Raw genomic sequence first — 24881 nt, forward strand, 5'->3', positions numbered from 1 at the left:
GCAATTGAGGGGTAAGATGACTTTTTCGAGATCCAAATAAAATAAGGCACCCCGGCGGGCGCCTTGCAGATCCAATCGGCTGAAAAGCTTGCACTTTTGCAGAAATCTGTTGATGGGCACCAGCCTCCCCTGCAAAGAGTCAGCGAACCTTGCTTTCCCGCTTTACTTCCTCAACGATCGCTTGAATGCCCTCGTCAATCTGCTCGGGCTGCGATTGGGAAATGCTGATCCTCAGAAACTTCTCTCGCTCCAAATAATCCGCAAGATAGAACGCTTTACCGGACACGACACTAATATTTCGATCCGCAAGCCGCTTGATCAGGCGCTCCAAATTGACCGTCGGTTTTAGCTTGAAATGCGAATAGATGCCTGAACGAATATCGGGAACCTCCATTAGCCCCGGCTCGTTATACCGTTCCGCCGAATCTCTCAAAGCCCGCATTCTCAACGCGTACAGGCTGCTTATCTTATGCTTATGCCGCTCGTACATGCCGTTCTTGATATACACTTCGAGCGCAGCCTGGGACAATAGCGAAGTGTCCGGGTAAGCTTTGTATGCATGAAACGTTTCAAGCAGCCGTTCCGGCAATACAATGGCTCCTACCCTGAGGCCCGGAAATATAATTTTGGAAAAGCTCTTCAAGTAAATGACATGCGAACCCCCATCAAAGGCGTAAATAGGGTCAAATTGCCGTTCAGCGCCCAAGTCTGCCATATAATCGTCCTCTAAAATGCAGACATCGTGCTTAACCGCCAGTTTAGCGATTGCCCGTCTTTCCTCTAAGCTAAAGGTGGTGCCAAGCGGATTATGATATTTGGACATCGTATAGAAAAATTTGATTTCACCGCTTTTGAACCGCTTCTCCAATTCGGTCAGGTCAATGCCTGCCGCCGTACGAGCAATGCCATACACCGGTACGCCCTCCGTTTCCAGAAACCGTAAATACCGGTCATAGCTCGGCTGTTCAACCAATACCGCTTTTTTTCGGTTTGGAAACGGCATTTTCGCTAATATCTCCAGTGCCTGCTGAGCTCCTGAGGTGATGATAATCCGCTCTGCCTTAGTAAACACTTGATCGCCGGCTAAATGGGAAACAAGCGTATGCCGCAGAGACTCCAGACCCAACGGATTGCCGTAGGTAAACAGGTCGTACTTATAGATATCAATTGCTTTATTAAGACAATGCTGAAAGTCCATATATGGAAACGCGTCCAAATCGGGCAATACGGTTCCGAAGTTAATGATTCGGCTATCTCGGTTGTCACGCCAATCCCCCGGCTTCTCGACCACGTAAAAGCCGCTCTGCGGGACCGAATAAATGACGTGGCGCTTCTCTAATTCCGCGTATGCCCGCGTTACTGTGCTGATACTGCATCCATAGACTTCTGCAGCGCTTCGTACGGAGGGCAGCTTGCGCCCGGGAGGATATGTCCCCTGCCGAACTTTATGCTCCATATCCGATAAAATTGCAAAATACTTTTTCACGCCGGTCTCCCTCCCGTATGTATTATCGCTCATTTTTTACTATTCATAATACACGATATAGCTCTACTGTATCGATACAGTTTAAGTAAAATGACATTGTTCCAACCCCGATTTTGCCATATCCTTTAAATCAGCAACTGGAAATTTCATGAGCGCGTTACCGTTAATTTAGAAAGGATGCTGCACCTACCATGAATAGCAACGAATCGAAACTTCCTTATTTCTTAGCCGTGCTTAATGCGATCATTCTCGGATTGTCATTTTTGTTTGTCAAAATAGCGCTCGAATACACCGGACCGCTCGACACGCTAACTTACCGTTTTGCCGCTTCGTTTCTGGTCATGTCCGTTCCTGTGGCGTTGGGCTGGGTTAGGCTGACGTACCGCGGCAAGCCTTTATACAAATTGCTGTTGCTGTCGCTCATGTACCCGCTTAGCTTCTTCACGCTTCAAGCATTCGGACTGCAGCACGCCACTTCTGCCGAGGGAGGCATTCTGTACGCGTTCACTCCGGTCGTCACGATGATCGTCGCCTCTCTATTTCTGAAGGAAGGGACTACCGCCTTGCAGAAGCTATCGATCTTCCTGTCGGTGTTCGGCGTCGTGTTCATCTTCATGATGAAGGGCAGCGGCATAGACCTGTCAAACATGACGGGGATCTTCTTGCTCTTGTTGACATGCTTCGCTTTTGCCGGATATACCGTTATGGCGCGATCGCTGTCAAAGCAGTTCAGCCCGGCGGAAATCACTTATCTCATGCTCGGAATCGGATTCATTGTTTTTCTGGCTGTTTCGTTCGCGAGTCATGCGTCCGCCGGAACGCTTCCGCACTTTCTCACACCGCTCTCCAGCGGAACCTTTATTCTATCCGTCCTTTATTTAGGCGTCATATCTTCGCTGCTCACAGCGTTAACTGCAAACTACATCCTGTCCAAAATAGAAGCGTCGAGAATGAGCGTGTTCGCCAATCTCGCTACAATCGTCTCTATGGCAGCCGGAGCTCTATTTCTCGGGGAAGAAGTGACGGTGTATCACCTGATCGGCTCGATGCTCATTATCGCCGGGGTAATTGGCACGAACCGATTGGGGAGAAAAAAAGCGGTGGAGAACGTTTACCGTTAAGGCGGCTTTTATGAGGTGTGAACATGTGCATAAAAAAGAGCAGCTGAGCGATAGGCTCAGCTGCTCCGTGGAGCGGACCAATTTACTGTTCCACGATTTGCCAATTAACTCCGAATTTATCTTCAATCTCACCATAGTAAGCGCCCCAAGGCTGCAGCTCGAACGGATACTTTACGGTTCCGTCAGCAGCAAGCTGTTCGAAGGCTCGGCGGGCTTCCGCTTCATCTCCATACGTGAGCGCAAGCGAAATGAATCGTCCTCTCTGAAAAGGCTCCATCGCATCGGAGAAAAACAATAGGTTCCCGCCAGCGACGGACAGTACCATATGCATCACTTTATCCTTGACGGCTTCCGGTGTCCCGGGTGTTTGCCCGTAAGTCATGGCGGAAAGGATTTCCCCTCCCAATGCTTGCGCGTAAAACGCAGCTTGCGCTCTCGCATCCTCCGAATGAATATAAGCGTTAAGTTGTGCTGTCATGTTCAACATCCTTCCTTAATCGTTATTTGTCTTTCTATTAAGGCGACGAACGGCAGACAGCAAAATCGACAGCTCCGAAAAAAAACGAAAAAACTTTTTATAGCGTGCTGGACGCTTGTCCTACTAGTCTGGACAGCATTTCGCTATCTGCTTGCTGACCATTGCGGAACTTGATCGTCTTCCGTTCCGGAGGGCCGTCGAACAACCCTTCGGGCAATTCCAGCTCAGCTGCATTAAAGATCGTAAAGCTGACCGCATCCTTCGAAGTCGAGATCACTGCTGCATACTTTTTATTTTTCAGAAAGTGGGGCTTGTTATACTGAATGCGTTCCTGCACGTCAGGAATCGCGTGATGCACAACTTGACGCAGCACTTGGCACAGCTGGGCTTGCCACGGCTCTTTAACCTTCTCGATAAATGCAATAACCTCTTCGCTCATTTGAAATTCCCCTCTCGTATTGTTGTACTATTCGGCCATGCACTCGGAAGCGCGCCTTAAGAGCAGATCGCGCTCCTTCTCATTACGGGCCAGCGCTGCAGCGCGCTTAAACTCTTCACCCGCTTCTTTCTTGCAGCCCAGCTTCATGAGGAAGTCCCCTCGCACACTAGGCAAAAGATGATAGTTTTTCATGGACGGCTCTTGCACCAGCGAATCAATGACTTCTAAGCCGACTTCCGGGCCGAACGCCATCGACAGCGCGACAGCGCGGTTCAGCTCAACGACGGGTGACGGCACCGTTTGGGAAAGGGCGTCGTAGAGCGCGGCAATGCGAATCCAGTCCGTCTCTGAAGCCGTTCGTGCACGGGCGTGGCAGGCCGCGATTGAAGCTTGTATCAGGTAGGGGCCAAATGCTCTGCCGAGACGCTCCGCCCGTTCGATCGCAGCCAGACCCCGGCGGATGAGCAGATGATCCCATTGCGCACGGTTCTGATCCATAAGCAAAATTGGCTCTCCTGCCGCGCTCACCCGCGCCCTGAATCGGGACGACTGAATTTCCATCAGCGCCACAAGACCATGCACTTCCGGCTCTGCGGGAGAAATCTGTGCCAGTATCCGACCAAGCCGCAGCGCTTCACTGCAAAGCATCGGCCTAATCCAGCTTGCGCCTGAAGAAGCGGCATACCCTTCGTTGAACATGAGGTAGATGACCTCAAGCACAGACGACAATCGCGCCGCAAGCTCTGCTTTGGGGGGCAATTCGAAAGGAACGCGCGCAGCGGCAAGCGTCCGTTTTGCCCTCACGATCCGCTGAGCAACCGTCGGCTCCGGAATGAGGTACGCGCTTGCGATTTCTTCCGTGGTCAGTCCCCCAAGCAGCCGAAGCGTAAGCGCCACTCGCGCCTCAGCGGAAAGGATCGGATGGCAGGTCGTAAAAATAAGGCGGAGCAGATCGTCGCCTACGGGGTCATCGAGCGCTTCATCCCAATCCGGCTCATGCTGCCAGTCGATCTCCCACCCTAGCTCCTCGTATTTGCGCTCGCGCAGCTTGTTCCTGCGCAAGTGATCGATAGCTCTGCGTTTCGCTGTCGTCATCAGCCACGCCCCCGGATTGTCGGGTATGCCTGTCTCTGGCCACTTCTCAAGCGCGACGATAAGCGCTTCTTGAGCCATATCCTCGGCAAGCCCGACATCACGTACCATTCGGGCCAGGCCGGCAATAATTTTGGACGACTCGATTCTCCAAATCCCATTGATCGTGCGGTGTACAGTCGAATCCTTCACGCTCTCGGCTTCCTTGTGACCGTCTCCCGCATTTCAATTTCCTTAGCTAATGCAACCGGATCCTGAGTCAGCTCCGGCGCCTCGAAAACTTGGCGCAGCTCGATCTCTCCTTGTCCGTAGCCATGAGGATCCGGCATCCGCATCGCCCACTCGACCGCCTCTTCTCTCGACTTCACTTCAATTAACGTGAAGCCCGCGATTATTTCCTTCGCTTCCGTGAAAGGTCCATCGATCACCTTCGGCTTTCCGCCCGGCTCGGGATAAGAAATCCGAATCGCGCTTGAGCTTGCGTGAAGTCCTTCGGCAGCGACCAGCACGCCGGCCCTCGCCAGCTCCTCGTTATACCTTGCCATGGCGTCGAACAGCTCCGGGCTCGGCAAGACACCGGCCTCGGAATCTTGTGTTGCTTTGACGATCATCATAAATCGCATTGCGAATCTCCTCCTTGGTTGAAGTTAGCCTCTATATGCACAACGAACGAAGAACAACAAAATCGACAGGACTGAAAAAAATTTTCTAATCTATTTTTCTACAATGTTCCAGCGATTTCCTTTGCCGATAAACAAAGCCGGAGTTCCTCATGCTCGAGAACTCCGGCTTTGTTGCCCATCTATTTCGACTTTGTCTTAAACTCGGCGATATAAATTTGGTCCGTATAGCTGCCCGTTGCGTACAACTTGCCGTTAAATAATTGTACCGATAATAGAATCACGCTGTCAGGCACTTCTTCTCTTGACCATTTGTCTCCGTTCTTGGACAAGTATACCGATCCGTTATTGCCGACCGCTACGAATGTGTTATTGAAATAACGAACGCCGTACAGCCTCGGAAACAGCCCGTTATCATCTTCAGGAAACGTATACTCGAGGTTTTTTCTCGCCCATTTCGTTCCGTCTGTCGATTTGAATATCGTGTATTCTCGATCCGAATTATTGTATTGTGCCGCTGTTATAATGAACACTCCATTGCCCCAGACGACATCAGGTAAGCTGTAACTGAAATCGCCGTTTGCGCTTTTGAGCTTGCTGCCTGTCTTCCACGCAGTTCCATTATCGGATACTAATGTTACGCCATACTCGCCGACTGCGACAAACTTTTTGCCGCTCCAGGCAATCGAATTAATGTCGGACTCTATGCCCGTCTTCTGTTTTTTCCATGTCTTCAAATCCTTTGAGCTCATAATGAGCCCGTTAGAGCCCGTTACATAGTAAATTCCGTTCGCCTTAATAATTCGGAATAGCGACTCCTTGGTTGGCGAAGCCGTTGATGTATTCCACTTAACTCCATCCTTGGACGTCATCATCAGACCTTGCGCCCCGACGGCAAAAAACTGGCTGCCTGTCCATATGACGTCGTAAAGCGGAAACTTTCCTAGCTCATAGCTGGATTGATGCTCTCCCTTCGCATTGATCGACCATACGCCGCGAGACGCAAGCTTCTCGAATGCTGGATAGAAGTAATCCACATCCCCGCCGACGGAAACCAATTTGCCATTGCCGACCGTTGAATTGATTAGATGAGGAGGCTTTAACGCCACTTTCTTAATTTGCTTCCATTTGACGCCGTCTGTCGAAATAAAGATGCCGATGTCGGTATAAGTGACATACTGTTTCCCGTCATGAACGGTATTGAGATGATAGTAAGCTCCGTATGTCCCGTAATGCTCAGTCGTCAGAGGACCGAGGCCGGTTATATCTTTCCATGTCTTTCCGTCTTTTGATGTCTTAAACACGACTATCGTCTCTTTTTTATTATCTGCATACTTGAAGCCTTCGATGAAGAAACGATCCTTTACCCAGATAACTCGATCCCAAAAAATACCATCGGAAGCTACTGACGTCCATTTCGCTCCATCTTTAGATGTAAGCAAAGTAGAGTCTCCAATCGCCACAAAGCTGCCGCCGGCAAAATGAATATCCCACATTCCGTTATCGTCTTTAACAGGAACCGTAACCCGCTTCCAGGTCAGGCCATCCTTGGACACAACGAATGCAGTTCCTTTATAGCCTAGTGCTACAAAGGTTCCGTTACCCCAAGCGATACCTTTAAGATCTGTCTTTATATTGGACGTACGTTCCGTCCACTTCACTCCATCTTCGGAAGTAACAATGTAACCAGCAGTATTATGGCCGCCAACTGCCACGAACCGGGTACCGTTGAATGCGATATCAGATAAACCGGTAGAATGTTTAATTTTTTCCGTGTTCTCTGTCCAGTTGAGACCATCCTTAGAGATCCATACTTTAGTCTCCTGATTATCCCTATAACCGAGGCCGACGAATTTCCCTTTCCCCCACGCAACAACGTTCATGCGAATATTACCGAATTTCGGATTTTTCGTCCAGTTGATTCCGTTTTTCGAGGTATAACCTTGCGTTGAGACATAGATTTTATTGCCATAAGCGTATTCGCTGGAATGATAATCCGCATCTTTCAGCTCCGGATAAAGTTTCGTCCATTTCAGAGACGTTTCTTCTTCGGCTTTCGGCGGAGTCGAGGGCTGTTCCGTAGTCGTATCCTCGATTTTTATATCGATTTGTGCGCCTTTTTGCTGCAGGGAAAGCAATGTATTTTTATTAGCGGTATTCTTGCTGATCGGATTGCTTGCCAAATACAGCTCCATTAAGTTTAAGCTGGACAATGGGGAGATATCCGAAATTTGATTTCCCGACAAATCCAGATGCATCAATTTATAAAGAGCGGATAAAGGTTGAATATTTTGAATGCGGTTATTTTTCAAACTTACGTAGACGAGCTCGGACAGTGAAGAAAGCGGCGCTAAATCGGATACACTAGCGTTGTTAATCGAAAGCTGGCTCAGATTCAGCGCTTTCTCTAATCCATTTAACGACGTTACCGTTCCTTCTTTCACCTCAAGAGCATACAACAGATCTAAGTCGGTTAACGAAATACTACCCGAGATCCCAAGCTGCTGTCGAACAGCTTGCTCAATAGCGGGATCTTCGAACACGACTTCTTCTGCTTCAACAAACTGTAATGAGAAAAATGGGGTTACAAGAATAAGAGTAAGAAACAGGACAAAGCTACGAAATATCCGCATAACGTGGTCTAACTCCTTTGCTATTAACGGTCATTTAAGAGTCTTCTATTTTTTAGCAGACAAGCTTTTTCTATATATTAACATTATCTTTTATTTTAATCGACAGTTTTTGACACAAATGGGCCGTGTCTAAGTTATTAGCTTAGACACGGCCCATTCTTACCGCTTCCCCGATATATCTAGCGTTTAGAAATCTCGCACGTATTTCTCCCTAGCAGCTTATTAATGAAACAAAATTGCGTGATCGCTGTCATCAACGGAATAACCGCGATGACGCCTAACAGCTTCCAATAGCCGTCAAGGAAGTAAAACAACGATAGCAATCCGATTCCTAGCACCCATCGCATAGCCCGATCAGCGCCGCCGACATTTTTCATGGCCAATATCCTCCGCTCATTTTATATTCCATCCATTAGCTAGAATCACTAACTCTGGCTTTAGAATAGCGGAGCGAAGCTGCTAAGTTCAGTGACTAAGTCACACGCCATTTATTTTCAAGCCGTCAAAATAATAGGCTGACCTCTCGTGATGACGATGGTGTGCTCATGCTGCGCAGCAAAGCTTTTGCCAGGCACGCACAACGTCCACCCGTCAAGGAGGAAAATACGGTTTAATTTAGGCGCTGGCTCCTAGCTTTCAGGAAGCTTGCAGTCCATTTGGCTGACTTCCATTGCTGTTCGGGAAGAAGGTTCAATGAGGCTTCGCAAGGGAACATCTTGTTCTTGCTCAGGTTGGTCGATTGGATAGATTCTAGCTGTTTCGTTCTCCTCGTTTACATGCTGGATATAAATCCGAGCCCCGTTGTATTCCACGTTTTCCATAATCGGCGAAATCGCTATTTCCTTCGCTCGCTGGACATCCATTGCATTAGCCCCCTCTGTTTCTTGTTGTTGCCAATCACATTGTGCGCGATAGAGGAGATATCTATTCAGGGATCTTATAAAAATGCAACAATGCCCGTCGCTGAAACATGAATAAAAACAAACGAAGAGCTTCCCATTTGGGACAGCTCTTCGTTTGTTTTTATCCAATCCAACTACTCTTTCACACTGCCCAGCTGCATACCTGCGACGAAATGTCGCTGCAAGAACGGGTATACGACCAAAATCGGCATCGATGCCACGATCGTGATTGCGGCTCGGATCGACAACGGCGTAATCATCGTTGCGGTATCCTTCGCAGCCGTAGACGACAAGTTCGGGTTTGCATTGGAATTGACCGTCGAGGACAGCAATTTCATCAGCTCGTACTGGAGGGTGCTTAGCTCCTGTTTGGACGAGGCGAATATAAACGTATCAAACCACGAGTTCCATTGGCCGACTGCCGTGAACAACGAGATCGTCGCAAGCACTGGCGCACAAAGCGGCAAGATGATGCTGAAGAATACCCGGAAATCACTCGCGCCATCAATCTTGGCTGACTCGTTCAAGCTCTCCGGCAACGTATGAATGTAAGTGCGGACCACGAGCATGTTGAACGCGCTGATCAGACCCGCTCCGGCTCCAGGGAACAGAATATAAACAAGAAAATTGTTTAGCAGATGCAGATCCTTAATCAGAAAGTACGAAGGAATAAGTCCGGCGCCGAAATACATGGTAAGTACGAAGATGAGCGTAATCGGTTTGCGGAACATGTACTCCTTGCGGCTGATCGTATATGCCAGCATTGCCGTCAGAAAGACGCTGATGACCGTACCGATTACGGTCCGGGCGACGGACACCCCGAAAGCTGAATATACATTACCGCTTGCAAATACCGCTTCATAATTTTTGAACGTCCATTCCCGAGGCCATACGTAGATGCCGCCGCGAGTCGTATCGATGCCCGAGTTGAACGAGACCGCCAACGTATTGAGGAACGGATATAGTGTGACAACCGCGACGAATACCATGAACAACGTGTTGAACGTATGAAACAGGAACGGCTCCGTCTTGAATTTTTTCATTGCAGTTTGCATAGGGAGCCCTCCTTATATAAGTCGCTCTTCGCCGAGACGCTTGGCGATTATATTCGCGCAGTAGAGCAGCAGGATGCTGACTACGGTTTTGAATATGCCAGCTGCGACACCGAGCGAGTAGTTCCCGAGTCTAAGGCCGTACTTCAGAACAAAGATGTCGATCGTCTCCGACCAGTCAAGCACTTGTCCGTTGCCGAGGAAATATTGAATATCGAAGCCGCCGCCGTTCAGAATCCAGCCAACGTTCATGATCAGCAGGATGACGATAACCGGCCGGATGCCAGGCAACGTAACATTCCATATTTTGCGGTAGCGTCCCGCGCCGTCTACTTCCGCCGCTTCATATAAGGACGGATCGACAGATGCAATGGCCGCCAAATAAATGATTGTGTTCCAGCCGACTTCTTTCCAGACGTTGGTCATGCCCACAATTCCCCAGAAGTACTTGCCTTCGCCAAGCCAGAGAATCGGTTCATTGATGAGATGGAGCTTCATAAGCACAATGTTTACAATGCCGCCTTCGCTGGACAACGACATCGAGACTAGTCCGGTCACGATGACCCAAGATAAAAAATGCGGAAGATACGAGATAGTCTGAATTAACCGTTTAAAGGCTGTTTTCTTGATTTCGTTTAACAACAATGCCAAGCCGATCGCCGTGACAAACCCGAGGATGAGCGAGATGAAGCTCATCGCGATCGTATTGCGCAGAACCCGGGTGAAGCTTTCATCCAGGAACAGAAACTTGAATTGATCCAGACCGACCCAGGTCTGTTCAAAAATCTTGACTCCCGGCATTGGCTTAAAGTCCTGGAACGCCATCATCCAGCCCCAAAGAGGAGCATAGGCGAAGAGCAGAACGTATATCACCATCGGGAAAGACATAATGATCAATTGTCGCTGGCGGACCATCTTCCTCCAGAACGATTCGGTCCGCTGAGCGGACTGAGGTGCGATTTCAACCTTTTGGACCGTATGCTGCGGCATCGGTTCCGCCTCCTATCTCGAACGAGGGGAAGGCCGGAACATTCGTTCCAACCTTCTACCCTCCTTCTTGTTATTTACTCGTCCAATTATCTACACGCCATTTGAGCATTTCATTGACGCGATCCAGATAAGCTTGCGTATCCACTTTGCCCATCTGTGCGACATAGTCAGACCATACTTCTTCGAATTTTTCCGGTTTGCTCAAGATCGCCTTCGGCAAGAGCTTGAAGTCCAGATCCTTCATTTTCTGATTGGCTACTTTCGCCGGGGAGCCTTCGATCAGGTCGATGTTCCATGCCGGGTACGACACGCGGTTCTCCGGCGGAGTCGAGAAGAAATCGGACCACGTTTTGAAGCCATAGGCGGTCAACACTTCTCTGTCGATGTCCTTCAGGTTCGCGAAAAACTCGTCCGGCTGGTTGCCCGGACCGTCGGCGTTGCCGTCCGGATAGTTGCCTTCCAATTTAGGCATATTGCCCCAAAGCGATTCCGCCTTGTACTTCTGCTTCCAAGTGACGTCATCCTGCTGTTTGCGCATTTCCGGCGTCCGGTAGTAAAGTCCGTTGTCGCCAACGAGATAGTCGACGCCTTCTTCGCCCCAGTTGAGGCGCTTCTGCCATTTTTCCGAGAGCATTGTATCCAAGAACTTGATGATTTTTTCCGGTTCCTCAGCGTTGATTGTGATGCCGAATCCAGTGCCGAGGTTCAACGGCGGACGATCAAGATAGTGGTCTTTCGTGTTCGTGTCGTAGACAAGAGGGAACCCTACGTAAGTACGGTCGTACTTGCCTTGCGAAACGAGCGAATCATGGGCTTGCCCGAAGTTCCAGCGTTGCTCGAACATGCCGAGTACGCGGCCGCTGGAAATTTTAGCTAAGAATTGATCATAGTTTTGCGCGAAAGCTTCTTTATCCATCAAGCCTTTGGCATTGATTTCATTCAGCTTTTTGTAGTACGGCTTCGAGATATCGTTTGCCGAGTATAGTGTTGCGACATTCGTATTCGGATCGACGAGAACGCCGCCGTCGTTCGGATGGCCGGCCAAATGCTGAGGCGCGTTGCGCAGACCCCAGTCGCGCCAGTCGAAAGCGAGCGACGTGTAGCCGATCGTCGGTTGACCGTCGATTTCCGGATATTTAGCCGCATAATCTTCGATCAGCTTAAAGTATTCGTCCAGCGTCTTAGGCGTCGGATAGCCGAATTCTTTAAGAACCGCTTTCTGGATGTAGAACGCAGGTCCCATATAATCCGTTGGTTTAAAGTCGCCTTGATAGACCCCATAGCCTGGCAGCCAGTAAATATGGCCGTCCGCCGGATCTTTCAATTGTTCCCACACATTTGCGAAATGTTTCTTCAAGTTCGGCGCGTGCTGCTCGATCAGGTCTTCCAACGGAATGACCGCTTTCGCCGCAGTCAGCTTTGTATGCGCTGTGATCATATCCGGGTAGTCGCCGCCGGCGATCATAACGCCAAGCTTCTGCTCGATATCGCCTACCAGATATTCTTCCTTCAGCGTAATGCCGAGCTGATCTTTAATCTCTTGATAAATTTTGTTGTCTTCCGTCGGGATTGGTCCCACAGAATTCAGAAATATTGAGATCGTGAACGGATCCACTTTCTCTGTCGAGTTTGCATCCGGCGATGCTTCGCTCGTTCCCGTCGATGCCTTCGGCGATTCCGAAGCGCCTCCGTTATTGCTTTTGGAACACGCTGATGCGACCATACTAAACGCTAGAACAAGCATTAGCAGTCCTAAAGCTGTTTTCCTAGTACGAACCCCCATGTAAAATCCTCCTTAGCGGATGTAACGCAAGACGGCGCGCTTTCGTCTTGCTGTATTTATGGTAGCGTTTTCTTGAATGCGCTTGCAATTCACGAATTAAATGGGTACCCCCCTTAAAAATCGGTTTTGCTTACCGATTTCATTTTCGATGCTTACTTTTGGGAAGCCCTATATTCCGCCGGCTTGCAGCCCGTTCGCCGTTCGAAATGCTGCAGAAAATGGCGGTAATGCGCATAGCCGACCTGCTCGGCGATGGCGCTTGTCGGCTCGGTTGAACGGCGAAGCTTTTCGCAAGCTTCGGCGATTCTTAAGTCATGTATCCGATCGAGCAGGCCGCAGCCGAATTTGTCCTGATACGCTTTCCCCAAATAAACGGGGTTTAAATAAAACCGCGAAGCTATGTCCCGGATGGAAAGCGGGCTGCGGTAATGCTCTCGGACATACCGGTCAATCTCGCTCATTGTGCTGCCGGGCCTGCTTTCCCGAATCGATTGCATAGCAGCGATCGCTTGCTCCGCAAACGAAAGAATACGCGCCCGCACATAAGCCGGCCCGGCTTCGGGGCCATGCGAATCCGAGTCTGTACGGGGGCGCAGCAGCACAGCCGGATCGCCGCCCGATTCGCGAATCAGCTTGCCGCATTGAACGATCAGGGAGCCGGCAAACAGATCGGCCCAGTCCAAGGAGCGGCCCTTCAATTCTTGGAATAATTCGTCGATCACCTCCGCCGTCCGGTTCCGGTCCGCATCTTCAATCGCCTGCAGCACATCCTTCATCCGCTGCGCGGCTAGAGCCGGGAGCGATGCTTCTTCGATTCCGTTGTCCATCTTCTGCCGGGCTTCGCGGCGGCTGTCAAGCCGCTGGCGCACCTGTGTCAGCACCTCCGCCGCCTCTTCACCGATAATCGGCTTCAGCAAATAGTGATGAACGCCGAGCTGCATGGCTCGTTTGGCGTATGCAAATTCGCCGTAAGCGCTGAGAACGACGAACTCGGTTTCCGACTTTCCCTGCTCTTCCTGCAATTGGCTGATCAGCTCCAAGCCGTCCATCTGCGGCATCCGGATATCCGTTACAATAACATCCGGCATCGACTCGCGCACAGCCGACAGCGCTTCCACGCCGTTCTCGCATACGCCGGTTACGCGGAAACCGAGCTGCTCCCATTCGATAAACATTTTGAGCCCTTCAATCGCCCAAGGCTCGTCATCCACCAGAAGCACCGAGTACATTTGTTTTCCCCCCATCGTCTGTATTCATGGCAGGAATTCGGAAGCTGATACGCGCACCTTCATTCGGACTGCTGTCGATATAGAAATCGACCCGCTCCCCGTAGTGGAGCCGGAGCCGTTTGTACACATTGCGCATGCCGACGTTCTCGTCCGTATCGAGACTGCCGTTCATCAGTGCCCGAATTTCATTAACCCGCTCCTCATCCATGCCCTTCCCATTGTCCTCTACCTGCACATATAAATAAGTGTCTGTCCGTCGGGCTTCAATCCGAATGACGCGCTGTCCCTTGACTGCCTGAAGGCCGTGCTTGCATGCATTCTCAACCAGCGGCTGAATGCACATTTTCGGAACCAGGCAGGTTGCGGCTTCTTCTTCAATATGGAAGCTGTAGTTGAACCGGTCCGCGAACCGAAATTTCTCGATTTTCAAATACATTTCCGTAAATTGCAGCTCATCCTGCAGCGGAACGGCGGCATCCGACCAGCTAAGCATCCGACGGAGCAACTGGGACAGGTTGCGGATAATATCAGACACTTCCGTATACCCGTTTTTCACACTGACGACAAGCAGAGCATTTAACGTGTTAAACAAAAAATGCGGATTAACCTGGCTTTGCAGCAGCTTCATTTCAGCGCGAATCTGCTCAAGCTCCATATCTTTTTGCTGGATTTCAAGCTTATAAACATCGTTAATAAGGGAATCGATCTGCGCGACCATCCGGTTGTAGGTGCGGATCAGCCCGCCGATCTCGTCTTTGCCTTCGCGCAGCACGATCAAATCAAACTTCTCGTTTTTCGCTTTCTCCATATGCCTGGATAAGCGGCGAATCCTGTAATTATAAGATTGCAGCATGATGAAAATGAGCGATGTCGGCAGCAAAGTGCTGATTGCGGCCAGCATCCAGATAAAGCGGTTCGAGCTTTGGACAGCCGTCTGAAAACGGTCCGCTTCCGCTTCGCCCACTATCGTCCAGCCTTGAATGTAAGAAGGATTGCCCAGCGGACTGCGGAAAATCGGCTCACCGTCCTCGCCGCTTTCCGTTGAAGCAGCCGGCTTCATGTATTGGGATGACGGAAACAGCACTTGGTCCTGCGGACTCAGCATGCTGATCTTCATATAAGGATTTTCCTCTTTCAAAGCGCCTTCCATACTGCTGAGCTTCAGATCGATACGCAAATACTTGGCAAAGCGCCCGTACATCGGGTATTCGTTCAATTTGCGCACAATGCTGAAATACACCTTTCTCGTTTTTGAATTGATGGGGTCCGTATCGGTATACATGAGAACCTGGACAGCTGACGAAGAGCCGGTAACCGCCTCATACCATGGACTGCGCTTTGCTGCAGCATCCAGCATGAAAAAGTTGCTCCCGCTAATGACCGTCGGATTTTCCGTATATACCGAAATATTTTCAACGTAGGTATAGGCGGACATGAACGGCCTCATCTTCCCGCTCAGCACCCCATTAAACGTTTCATAAAAATCGACGATATCCGCGTATTCCTTATCCAGCGCTTCGTATAACGTGCGATCTGTCGCAACGGAATGACTTAGCGTTACGCCGCCCTCGATCATGTCCATCGCCTTCTTGGCCGCCCGTTCTATCGCCATCTGCCGGTTGTTCTGCTCCCGGGTTTGAATGTTTTCGGATACCTGCTGGAAGAAGAGGACGTTGATCGTCAAGATCGGCACCAAGACGCAAAGCAAGTAAATAAGCGTAAACTTCCAGTTAAGCGGGATGTTGTTGACAAAGCTGAGCCAGCCGATCGGCCTGCGCATATGGAAGCCTCCTTCGAATTAGCCGTTCTTGTATTGGGAAGGGGTCATACCCATCCAATGCTTGAATTTGGCGGTGAATTGCTCGGGATCGTCATAGCCGACCGAACGGGAAATATCGGCGATTTTTAAATCAGTTCGCCGCAATAGCTTGCGGGCTGCCTCGACCCGCGTGCGGTGAACATAGTCAAGGAAGGGCATACCCATCTGCTTCTTGAACAGCTCGCCTAGATAGGCAGGCTGAAAATGGAGCATTCTCGCGATAGTCTGCAGCTGAAGCGGCTCGCTGTAGCGTTCCCGGATGAACCGGGCCGCCTCACCTGCGGGACCCGTTACAGACCGCTGCCGCGCCAGCCGCCCTGACGCCTTGAGCGCGAACGCTGCCAGCACACTGGGCCAACGGTCTGCCCTGCACGGCAGCACCTGCGGCGCAAACTCTTCTTCGCCCTCCAAGCTTGAATCCGCAGTCTCCCCCTCATGCACCTTCCATGTCAATTCCAACAGCACGTTCGACAAGAAAGCTCTTCCGGCTTCCTCATTGCTGCCAAACGATAGCTCCAGCTGGCGGCACAGCGAGGAAGCCGCGTCTACAACCGCGGCCTCGTTGCCTGTTTGGATCGCAAGCAGCAAGCGGTCCTCCGCATCAAACAGCGAATCGTCGGCATCCGGGACCGACCAGACTGTCTCCAGCGCAGAAGCCTTAGAAGGCAGACCTGCGGTATCGTCTACGGCCGCACGCGACCATTCTCTATGAAGTTTTTCGAGCGTGGCATAAATTTCCTCGGTGTTGATCGGCTTCAACCAATAATCGAGAACTCCGTTCGTCAACGCTTTCTGAGCAGACGGGAAATCATCGTGTCCGCTCAGAATGACGAAACGACTCGACGCCTTCAACACCTTCGCGCAGTGCTCGATCAAATGCAGCCCGTCCATGATCGGCATGCTAATATCCGTCACAACTAGATCGGGATTCAGTTCCTTGATCCGACCCAGCGCCTCTTCCCCATCGCAAGCTTCGCCGCATACGCGGAAGCCGTATTTTTCCCAGTCAACCATGAACGACAAACCTTCAAGCACGAGCGGTTCGTCATCGACAAGCAGAACGGTAAAGATCGGGACCCTCTCCTCTCTAAAAATTATCTTTATTATACGGATAGTGGATGTTTTTTTATATACAAACATTCGAAATACGCTTTCATCAAAGGACTTAGCCTAATCGAGAACCTTCATTGTCTTTAGGACTCGGGCCCGATATAATAATCATTAATTTGAAATATTAACCATTCTAAATTCTAGTGAGACTAATCATTCACGTGGTAGTCTCTTTTTCGTTGACAACCCCAGCATTCAGACATCGGAGGTGCAGTAAATGGCCGCAGACGACAAGAACAAGGTCTCGCATTTCGATGACGTGTTCGCAAATGCAACGTTGTTGCAGATGAAAGACGGGCTAAGAGATCGCGATAGCGGAAATTTAGGCGTCACACAAGCGTACAACAAGGAGAACCGGAACGCTTTATTCGATGATAAAGGGGCAAGAACCGAATATAAGAACGAGATATTCGCCGACAAAAAGACGACTCAGGACCGCATAACCGGTAAAACGATCCACAAGAGCCATACGGCGGCCCAACATAAATATAAAAGCCAATCTTCCAAATATGCGTCTGAAACGGACCATATCATATCCCTGCGAAGAGGACATGCCCGTTTAAAGAAAAACCCCTTTCTGTCCGACCAGGACGTAAAGGAAATTTTGAACGATAAACGGTACGCATTCCGGGAAGTATCCAAAAAATATAACGCCAGCAAGGGAGAGCACAGCGATCTTTCGCAAATGGCCGGACTCCCTGCAAGCGGCAAAGCGCGGCTTCTGCAAGAAAACTTGAAAGCTGAAGCCGGCGTATGGACCAAAACGACCATCCTTACCGCTAAAAATGCAAGCGGCAATTTTACCGAAGGGGCACTCCGTTCTTTGAACGATGCGGCTATTCCGATAATGGTCGAGGGAGTTCGCAACCTTTGCTTGGTAGCAAGCGGCGAGAAGAAGTTTGACGAAGCAACCAAAGATATGGGAAAGCTCACGACCCAAGTCGCTTTGTCGGGCGGCGGAAGGAAAGTCGTCGCAACAGGAATCAACAATATGCTGAGGAGTTCGTCGAGCGAGGCTTTGAGCAAGCTCGCGAACTCCAATCAAGTCACACAGATCATCACCGTCGCTTTGATCGTAAAGGACTCCGTCATCCGGTACGTTAACGGGGAAATCGACGGCGAAGCCTTTTTTCGGGAAGTGGGCGAGAAAGGGGTTGGATTGGTCTCCAGTTCAATCGGATTTATGGTCGGCCAGGCTTTAATCCCGATCCCTTATGTCGGCGGGCTGATCGGCTCGATGATCGTTTCAACCGCTTGTGTAGAAATATATAAAGCCTGCAATTCCCTTCAGGAACATAAGCATATGCTTGACCGCGTCTCTTCTGTCGCCTCCCAAGCGTTAGCCGAGATGGAACGCCAGCGCGATGTTCTGAGGCAGATGATCGGCGATCACTTCGCGAAATGGGACGAGCAAGTGGAATCGGGATTCGCAGCCGTATTCAACGCGACTGTACATAATGACGTCAACGGGGTCGCCAATGGATTGGACAGCATCTTGGGCGTTTTCGGGAAAAACGTCACGTTTTCGTCCTACGAGGAGTTCGATGCCTTTTTCATGGATGATGATGCAAAACTATCTTTTTGAGAGGATGGAGCACTATGCCGCCGCTGTTCCTGTTCAGCCTGCTTAAGGCTGACAAAAATGATAAAGAAGCAGACCGGATCAATGTAAAAGCTTTTGAGAAAACAGCCCAAGCCGAAGAACGGAAAATCAAGCAAGAAAACGAGACGAGAAATTCGCTTGAGAAGCTCGCGAACCGGAAAAAAGGCATTCTGCTAACATCGATGAATGATTTTATTGCTACTTACGAGAAGATCAAAAAAATTGAGTTTCAAGAATCCGACGGCATACAGGAATTAAGCTATTGGACCGGTCTGTTGCCGGAGCTCCTGCAAGACATTCGTTCGATGAGTACAGTCGCCGGCATGACCATGACGAACAGCCAGACGATCGCAGCTTTTATCATTGGCGGCATCCCCGGAATTATCAAGAAAGAATCGGAGATCAACCTAAGCGTGGCCTCCATGCGAAGGCAGCAGGCAAACATTATCGAATCGCAGATCGAGACGATCTGCACGGCGCTGGAAGCGATCCGGACAAGAGCGGACAAAACGGCGGAATTGCTGGCAAAGTTGAATCTTCTTTTCCGAAAAACAATCGACACTACCGCGCAAACCATTCAGGAAAAAGGCGGCAACAAAACGCTCTACACCAGGCAGGATAAAGAGCAGATCATGACCTGCATCAATTTTGCCACAGCCATTAAAGCGATCATTGATACCAAGCTGATCGATGAGAACGGCGAAATTGCGATTCAATCCACCGAAGCGATTCAGACAGGCGAAGCCTATTTGAACCGGATGCACCACGTGATAGGCGGTTATAAATAAGTCATAGCAAAAGGATGAGACTATATGAAAAGCATTGTCATATCAAATAAGTGCGCAGCTTCCGGAGGTTGTACGCTGTTAACTGACTTATTGCTCGAGGGTCCCGATGGAAAACCGGTTCCGGCGGGTTCCGGCCAAATATCGGACCTGGAAGCGAAAACATTTCAAGAGGTTATCGATCATTGCCCGGTCAAAGCTATATCTCTGAAAAATTCAGGATTGGTTGCATCCTCCGGCAAACAAGGCTTGGCGGAGCTTAAGTCCCTTATTGCGAGCAAGGTTGACAGCTTTCAAGTGCCTAAGCCTCCGAGTCATTTGCATCGGTATCGCGGTTCGGCATCCTCGATTCCATATATTAGCAGCGAAGGCCACAACCGTTATGACTATCGCTCGGACAGTCAGGCGAAATCCGCCGGGTTAAGCCATTTTGACCGGGTCGCCTATTCGCAAAGGAAAGCCGTCGTGCAGCAAGCGCTCGTGCAATTCAAAGTAGATCAGCTGGGCGATTACATCAAGTATGAGCAAAACAACGAAAATTTCTATCATAGCACTAATGAAGCGCTGATCAAATGGGTTACTGCTGTCGCGGAGGAAATAAAGGAGAAATCGGATGGAACCGCAAAGGTTAATCTCGATGCAAACCGCTTCATAATCGGGCCGGACTATAAGCAGGCAAAAGACGAATTTTACTTGTATCAGCTTCAAAATATAGAGAAAATCTTCGCAGACCACGTTGTCCGTAAGCTGGATTCTCTGTCCTCTTATAATCTTTATATCAATACGGATGATATGGAGGATTACAGAGGCAAGGACATGTACAGCTACAATTTGAACGAGGCTATCCAGACGTTTAAAGAGGATGTTGCGAGCGCGCTCCAAGACTCCTTCAATTATGATGAAATCATTGAAGATCATGTCAATAAGATCTACACAAGATACTCGCACTATTTAAAAGAGGCGTTGAAAGAGGCAGCCGATGAAATGGTGAAAGCAATCGACAGCTGTTTAAAATAAGACGCGACCGCAAAGGCGCTGCCCCTTCTGGGACAGCGCCTTTTTCATTAAGTGCAACGCTGTGCGGCAGCGCTATTTGACGTAATTCGGGGTGACGTAAAATAGTCTGTGTACCATGATCTGGAGTCTATCCAGAACATAAAAAAGTAGGGTATCCTCGGGATTGCGACATCACCAAGAGGAGGACGCTACTCGATGATTAATATACCCGAAAATGCATTTAATGATCTACTTGAAAATACTGTTACACCCAATGGCAGATGTCCAGCACTGCGTGGTCCATAAGGTGCGCGCGACATTCCCTAAAATCCGCGTTTCGGATAAGACGGAGTTTCTCGAGGACCTGAAACAGGTGTATACCGCTATCGATGGCGACGTCGCGAAAGCCGTGTTCGATGGTTTCAAGGACAAGTGGCGCAAACAGTACCCAAAGGAGGTGAAGTCCTGGGAAGAGCAGCTCCCAACGCTTCTGACCTTCTACAAGTACCCCGAACTAACAAGGCGTGCCATCTACACAACAAATCCGATCGAGCGTATGAATAAAGAACTACGCAAACGATTAAAGCCGATGAATAGTCTTACTAATATTGAAGCGGCAGAAAAGATCATTTACCTGCAAGCACTAGATTACAACGAAAAGTGGTGTGGCAGAGCCATTCGCGGCTTTGTCGATCCTGATACGAAGGTCGTGTTTGAGCAGATGTACAACGAGCGATATGCGAGAGGGGCAGACTAAGACCTTTAATCTCCCGCGCCTGCGCTTGGGCTACGCCCTCCAACCGAACAAACATCATATTCTTTATCCAACGTTCCGATGGATAATCTTACTACACAAACTACTTGACGCTACCGCCTTCTATGCTTTTCTGAAGAAATAACGCTGCGAGGCAGCGCTATTTCCCCGATTACGCGCCTGCACGGTCAAATAACGCTGCGGGACAGCGCTATTTCCCGCAAATCAGCGCCTTCTATGCTTTTCTGAAGAAATAACGCTGCGAGGCAGCGCTATTTCCCCGATTACGCGCCTGCGCGGTCAAATAACGCTGCGGGACAGCGCTATTTCCCGCAAATCAGCGCCTGCTCCGCCCACGCTGTTAAGCGAAGGGAGGCTCCCACGGCTTCTTTTTCCACCCGATCGTGTTCCCGGTCACCTGCAAATGGTCATCCAAGGTTACATCCATACCGAAAGCAAGCTTCTCGCCATGGCGGAAACGGACGTCCCTCAGCTCCACCTTATAGCCGTTCTGAATCCGTTGGCACGTAATATGCACGCGATGCGCAAATGAAAGAAAGCTGCGGACTCCGTCGCTGCCCATAACCGCTTGCACGATATCATTCTGCTCTCCCTTCTGGAATCTGGTTTCTTCCTTCAGAAGAGCGCCTCGGATCGATCCGGCAATATATACATGGTCGGCTTCGTGAACGTATCCCCAACGATGAGGCAGCCACTTGGGAATTAAGAAGGAATGCCCTGAGGTTCCATAACGTCTCCGTACCTTGCGCAGCATCAAGCGATGCAGCACAATGCGATATCCGATAAAGAGGAAGGTTACACCGTACAAAAGAGGGAAAACAACCGTCGCCGCCATAACGCCAAACAGCCATACCAACACCCCCGCCAAATGAAGCCCGAAAATAATCGGGTCAAATATAGGAATGGCATCGCCATGAAACCATTTTTTCGAGATGGGCCGAAAGCATTGCACCCCGTACGCATTAAAAAAATCGAGAAACACATGAAGCATAACTCCGGCCATTGTCCAAAGGAACAGCAGCAGCACATAATCCCAGGCATGAAAAAGATAGGCCAGCAATGGAGCGATTAATACGGGCCACATCGCCAGCATCGGCAATGAATGGCTAAATCCCCGATGATGCAATAAATAGGACTCATGTCCGCGAATACGAATGGCGACATCGAAATCGGGAGCGTTCGAGCCGACGATCGTCGCCGCGAATAGTCCATACATAACTGACGAATGGCTGCCGATCGCAGGATCGGACAAGGCCAATGCCAGCCCGCCTAACGTCACGCCGATAAGAAGATGGCTTGCGCTATCCATATCAATCACCTCATCACCGAATTTTGAACCTTATCATCTGTTCAGATCGATCGCCAACGGCGCATCGGGTGTTATAGCAGGACGGCCCAGCGACATGTAGCGCAAGCCATATCGCTCGCAGTTTACAGCCATTGACGCAGCGTCTAACATATTTCTCGCGTCAAAAATATAAGGCGACCTCATCATTTGCTTCAATTTCCCCCAGTCCAAGCGGCCGAACTGCGCCCAATCGGTAACAATGACCGCGCAATCGCTCCCTTCAGCCGCCGCATACATATCCGGGGCAAGCTCAACCTGCAGCTCCGGCATGCTGGAGACAACCGGATCGTATGCCGTGACACGGGCACCCGCTTGCTGCAGCATCGAACAAAGCTGAAGAGCCGGGGATTCACGCGTATCGTCGGTATTCGGCTTAAACGCCAATCCGTATATCGCAAAGCGTTTATCGCCCAACATTCCGAAGACGCTCTCCAGCTTTTTCATAATGACCGCGATACGCTGCCGGTTGATCGCTTCGGTTGCTTTCAGCAGCTCCATCTCCACCTGCTCTTTCGCTGCAAGCGCGATTAGCGCACGTATATCCTTGGGGAAGCAGGAGCCGCCATATCCGGCTCCGGCGCGCAAATTCGCGGGGCCGATTCGGCGGTCAAGGCCCATTCCTTCCGCGACCGCATCAATCGAAGCGCCAAGGGCATCGCATAAATCCGCCATCATGTTGGCGTATGATATTTTCATCGCCAGAAACGCGTTGGAAGCGCATTTTATCAGCTCAGCTTCTTTTAATCCGCATCTGATCTTAGGCGATTCAATGGGCGCGTAAATTTCTTCAAGCCGCTCATGCGCTTCCGGACTGGAAGCGCCGAAAACGATCCGATCTGGGGCAAGAAAATCTTGGACAGCAGAGCCCTGCCGCAAAAACTCGGGATTATGGGCAACCGCAACACGAGAGGAATCAGGCAGACTTTGGCGCAAATAGCATTCGATTTGTACGCATGTTCCTGCGGGAACCGTGCTTTTTATAATTAAAAGTCCGTCATCTGGCAGCATCGGCGCAATCGAATGTACGACTGACCATAAGGCGGAAAGATCAGCTTCACCGGATTCGGATGAAGGAGTGCCGATGGTCACGAAGACAGCGTCGCTGTCAGATACGGCCGCGGAAGCGTCTGTCGAGTAATTCAGCAATCCCTCGAATTCCGCCCCGCGAATCATATCCTCCAGATCCGGCTCCCAAATCGGCATTACGCCGGATTTAAGCAGCATGATTTTGTCCTTATTCACATCCACGCATACGACCTGGTGTCCAAGATGAGCCAGAGCTGCCCCAGTGACCAAGCCGACATATCCCGTACCGATGACTGCAATTTTCAAGCGGATTCCTCCTCCTCTTGTATGCGCGGACTTCCTGTCGCCTCCGGATTTTTCCCGGCGTCCACGATTTGCTGACAGCGGGTGTAAATCGCCTCCATTGCCCTTTCCCAAGTGCGGGATAGCGCAAGCTCTCTCGCCTTCCCGCCGAACAATTGCCATTTGTCAGCATTGTCGAACCAGTCCGTTAAAGCCGCAAGGAAGCTCTCGGCATTTCCCGCTTGAGCGTGTACGCCGGTTATGTCATGCCGGACAATCTCGGTTACGCCTCCTTTATCGGCTACGATCGCAGGGAGACCGGAGGCCGCCGCCTCCAGCACAACGTTGCCAAAGGTTTCCGTAGCAGAAGGAAAAACAAACAAATCGGAGGAGGCATATAAGGCGGCCAGCTCTTCCCCGCTCCGGTAACCGGTAAAGGTGACATTTTGCGGCGCGTCCCTGCGGCCCTGTTCCATCATCGGACCGTCGCCAACGACAAGCCAGTGCACTTGGCTGCGAATGCGCTCCGGCAGCCGATGCATCACTTGCAACAACACGTCGAGATCTTTCTCCGGAGCAAGCCGTCCGACGAACAGGAGAACATAGCGTTCCTTGATTCCATATAGCTCGCGAACCCGGCCGGAACGTTTAAGAGGCGTAAACTTGTCGCAGTCAACCCCTCGCGACCATAGCTCAAGACCGCTAAATCCTTTAGTTTGCAATAGATGAATCGTCTCTTGCGAAGGAGCAAAGACGGCGCGGCAGTTACGATGAAACCATTTCATATAAGACCAGTACCAGGAATGCGCGAGCGGCAGCCTATAAGACTCGAGATACTGGTCGAAATGGGTGTGATAGGAGGCAACTATGGGGATATGAAGCTTCTGAGCGGCAGACATACCGGCGAGGCCAGTGTTAAACGGCGTGGCGATATGAACGATATCAGGCTTGAATTGAGAAAGCTCTTGGCGTATGCGCAGCAAGTTAGGGATCGCGAACCGATACTCCGGGTAAGCCCAGAAGGGAATGCTGGCCAGCCTGCACACAGGATTGTCATAGACAGGCTCCGGTGCTGTAGGAACGAACAGCTTGCAATCGGCCCCTTGAAGGGCCAGGTAATCGGTCCAACGCTTCAAGGTCAGTGCGACGCCATTAACCTGGGGGACGAACGTATCTGAAAAAACAGCAATCCTCATCCACTCACTCCCTTTTTCAGATCTATCCCCAAATTAGCACGTCATCATTAACGCTGATTTATCGTCAAGTAATGTTTATGATAATTTCAATGCAAAAAAAAGGGCGCTGGCGATGC

Annotated in this window: 21 protein-coding genes and 2 pseudogenes; 5 read left to right on the top strand and 18 right to left on the bottom strand. The window is 50.3% G+C overall.

The genetic code is table 11. From position 1 onward, the window contains the following. Positions 1-139: 139 nt before the first annotated feature. Positions 140-1486 carry an aminotransferase-like domain-containing protein gene (locus GOM71_RS01875; RefSeq protein ID WP_367649427.1) on the bottom strand — a complete coding sequence of 449 codons (1347 nt, stop codon included), beginning with the start codon at positions 1484-1486 and terminating at the stop codon, positions 140-142. A gap of 191 nt (positions 1487-1677) precedes the next feature. Here GOM71_RS01875 and GOM71_RS01880 point away from each other — a divergent pair, with 191 nt between their 5' ends. Next, positions 1678-2607, top strand: a complete 930-nt coding sequence (locus GOM71_RS01880; RefSeq protein ID WP_156277904.1) for a DMT family transporter — start codon at positions 1678-1680, stop codon at positions 2605-2607. An 82-nt stretch (positions 2608-2689) separates the two neighbouring features. Here GOM71_RS01880 and GOM71_RS01885 read toward each other — a convergent pair whose 3' ends face one another. The 14 genes and pseudogenes from GOM71_RS01885 to GOM71_RS01945 all read right to left on the bottom strand — a co-directional run bounded on the left by GOM71_RS01885 (position 2690) and on the right by GOM71_RS01945 (position 16784). Further along, a complete protein-coding gene (locus GOM71_RS01885) occupies positions 2690-3085 on the bottom strand; it encodes a VOC family protein (RefSeq protein ID WP_156277906.1) in 396 nt (131 codons plus the stop codon). Positions 3086-3182: 97 nt separating this feature from the next. Beyond that, positions 3183-3524 (bottom strand): DUF1801 domain-containing protein, encoded by a 342-nt coding sequence (locus GOM71_RS01890; protein ID WP_156277908.1) that lies wholly within the window; start codon positions 3522-3524, stop codon positions 3183-3185. Positions 3525-3551: 27 nt separating this feature from the next. Next, positions 3552-4808: an RNA polymerase sigma factor gene (locus GOM71_RS01895; protein WP_367649428.1), complete on the bottom strand. Its 1257-nt coding sequence runs from the start codon at positions 4806-4808 to the stop codon at positions 3552-3554. Beyond that, positions 4805-5239 carry a YciI family protein gene (locus GOM71_RS01900; protein WP_156277910.1) on the bottom strand — a complete coding sequence of 145 codons (435 nt, stop codon included), beginning with the start codon at positions 5237-5239 and terminating at the stop codon, positions 4805-4807. Before GOM71_RS01900 ends, GOM71_RS01895 begins: the two co-directional genes overlap by 4 nt. 179 nt (positions 5240-5418) lie before the next feature. Further along, positions 5419-7869, bottom strand: coding sequence for a hypothetical protein (locus tag GOM71_RS01905; protein ID WP_156277912.1), 2451 nt, complete (start codon positions 7867-7869; stop codon positions 5419-5421). 179 nt (positions 7870-8048) lie between these two features. Further along, positions 8049-8246 (bottom strand): YgaP family membrane protein, encoded by a 198-nt coding sequence (locus GOM71_RS01910; protein ID WP_156277914.1) that lies wholly within the window; start codon positions 8244-8246, stop codon positions 8049-8051. Positions 8247-8363: 117 nt separating this feature from the next. Further along, a pseudogene (locus tag GOM71_RS24210) lies at positions 8364-8462 on the bottom strand (type I methionyl aminopeptidase); the annotation flags it as partial. A 36-nt stretch (positions 8463-8498) separates the two neighbouring features. Next, a complete protein-coding gene (locus GOM71_RS01915; protein WP_156277916.1) occupies positions 8499-8732 on the bottom strand; it encodes a small acid-soluble spore protein H in 234 nt (77 codons plus the stop codon). 173 nt (positions 8733-8905) lie between these two features. Continuing rightward, positions 8906-9826, bottom strand: coding sequence for a carbohydrate ABC transporter permease (locus GOM71_RS01920; protein ID WP_156277918.1), 921 nt, complete (start codon positions 9824-9826; stop codon positions 8906-8908). Between the two features lie 12 nt (positions 9827-9838). Then, entirely contained in the window at positions 9839-10813 is a 975-nt protein-coding gene (locus tag GOM71_RS01925; RefSeq protein ID WP_156277920.1) for an ABC transporter permease, read from the bottom strand. 70 nt (positions 10814-10883) lie between these two features. Beyond that, positions 10884-12596 carry an ABC transporter substrate-binding protein gene (locus tag GOM71_RS01930; protein ID WP_156277922.1) on the bottom strand — a complete coding sequence of 571 codons (1713 nt, stop codon included), beginning with the start codon at positions 12594-12596 and terminating at the stop codon, positions 10884-10886. Positions 12597-12748: 152 nt separating this feature from the next. Continuing rightward, a complete protein-coding gene (locus tag GOM71_RS01935) occupies positions 12749-13825 on the bottom strand; it encodes a response regulator (protein WP_173275069.1) in 1077 nt (358 codons plus the stop codon). Next, the gene (locus GOM71_RS01940) at positions 13800-15605 is read right to left on the bottom strand and encodes a sensor histidine kinase (protein ID WP_156277926.1); all 1806 of its coding nucleotides are present in this window, start codon (positions 15603-15605) and stop codon (positions 13800-13802) included. Before GOM71_RS01940 ends, GOM71_RS01935 begins: the two co-directional genes overlap by 26 nt. Positions 15606-15623: 18 nt before the next feature. After that, a complete protein-coding gene (locus GOM71_RS01945) occupies positions 15624-16784 on the bottom strand; it encodes a response regulator transcription factor (protein ID WP_156277928.1) in 1161 nt (386 codons plus the stop codon). Positions 16785-16971: 187 nt separating this feature from the next. On the opposite strand from GOM71_RS01945, the gene GOM71_RS01950 reads away from it, so the two are divergent. The 4 genes and pseudogenes from GOM71_RS01950 to GOM71_RS01965 all read left to right on the top strand — a co-directional run. Then, the gene (locus GOM71_RS01950) at positions 16972-18339 is read left to right on the top strand and encodes a hypothetical protein (protein WP_156277930.1); all 1368 of its coding nucleotides are present in this window, start codon (positions 16972-16974) and stop codon (positions 18337-18339) included. 14 nt (positions 18340-18353) lie between these two features. Beyond that, complete coding sequence (locus tag GOM71_RS01955) at positions 18354-19145, top strand: hypothetical protein (protein WP_156277932.1); 792 nt, start codon at positions 18354-18356, stop codon at positions 19143-19145. 24 nt (positions 19146-19169) lie between these two features. Then, positions 19170-20159 (top strand): ferredoxin, encoded by a 990-nt coding sequence (locus GOM71_RS01960; RefSeq protein ID WP_156277934.1) that lies wholly within the window; start codon positions 19170-19172, stop codon positions 20157-20159. A 244-nt stretch (positions 20160-20403) separates the two neighbouring features. Then, positions 20404-20895, top strand: a pseudogene (locus tag GOM71_RS01965) (transposase); the annotation flags it as partial. Between the two features lie 358 nt (positions 20896-21253). On the opposite strand, the gene GOM71_RS01970 reads toward GOM71_RS01965, so the two are convergent. The 3 genes from GOM71_RS01970 to GOM71_RS01980 are packed head-to-tail and all read right to left on the bottom strand — an operon-like array spanning position 21254 to position 24765. Next, entirely contained in the window at positions 21254-22222 is a 969-nt protein-coding gene (locus tag GOM71_RS01970) for a metal-dependent hydrolase (RefSeq protein WP_156277936.1), read from the bottom strand. A 33-nt stretch (positions 22223-22255) separates the two neighbouring features. Beyond that, on the bottom strand, positions 22256-23593 hold the full coding sequence (locus tag GOM71_RS01975; RefSeq protein WP_173275075.1) for a UDP-glucose dehydrogenase family protein: 1338 nt from the start codon (positions 23591-23593) through the stop codon (positions 22256-22258). Next, positions 23590-24765 carry a glycosyltransferase family 4 protein gene (locus GOM71_RS01980; RefSeq protein ID WP_156277943.1) on the bottom strand — a complete coding sequence of 392 codons (1176 nt, stop codon included), beginning with the start codon at positions 24763-24765 and terminating at the stop codon, positions 23590-23592. The genes GOM71_RS01975 and GOM71_RS01980 overlap by 4 nt, the downstream gene beginning before the upstream one ends. Positions 24766-24881: the final 116 nt, after the last annotated feature.

The sequence above is a fragment of the Paenibacillus sp. NEAU-GSW1 genome (genome assembly GCF_009737085.1).
Lineage (GTDB): Bacteria > Bacillota > Bacilli > Paenibacillales > Paenibacillaceae > Pristimantibacillus.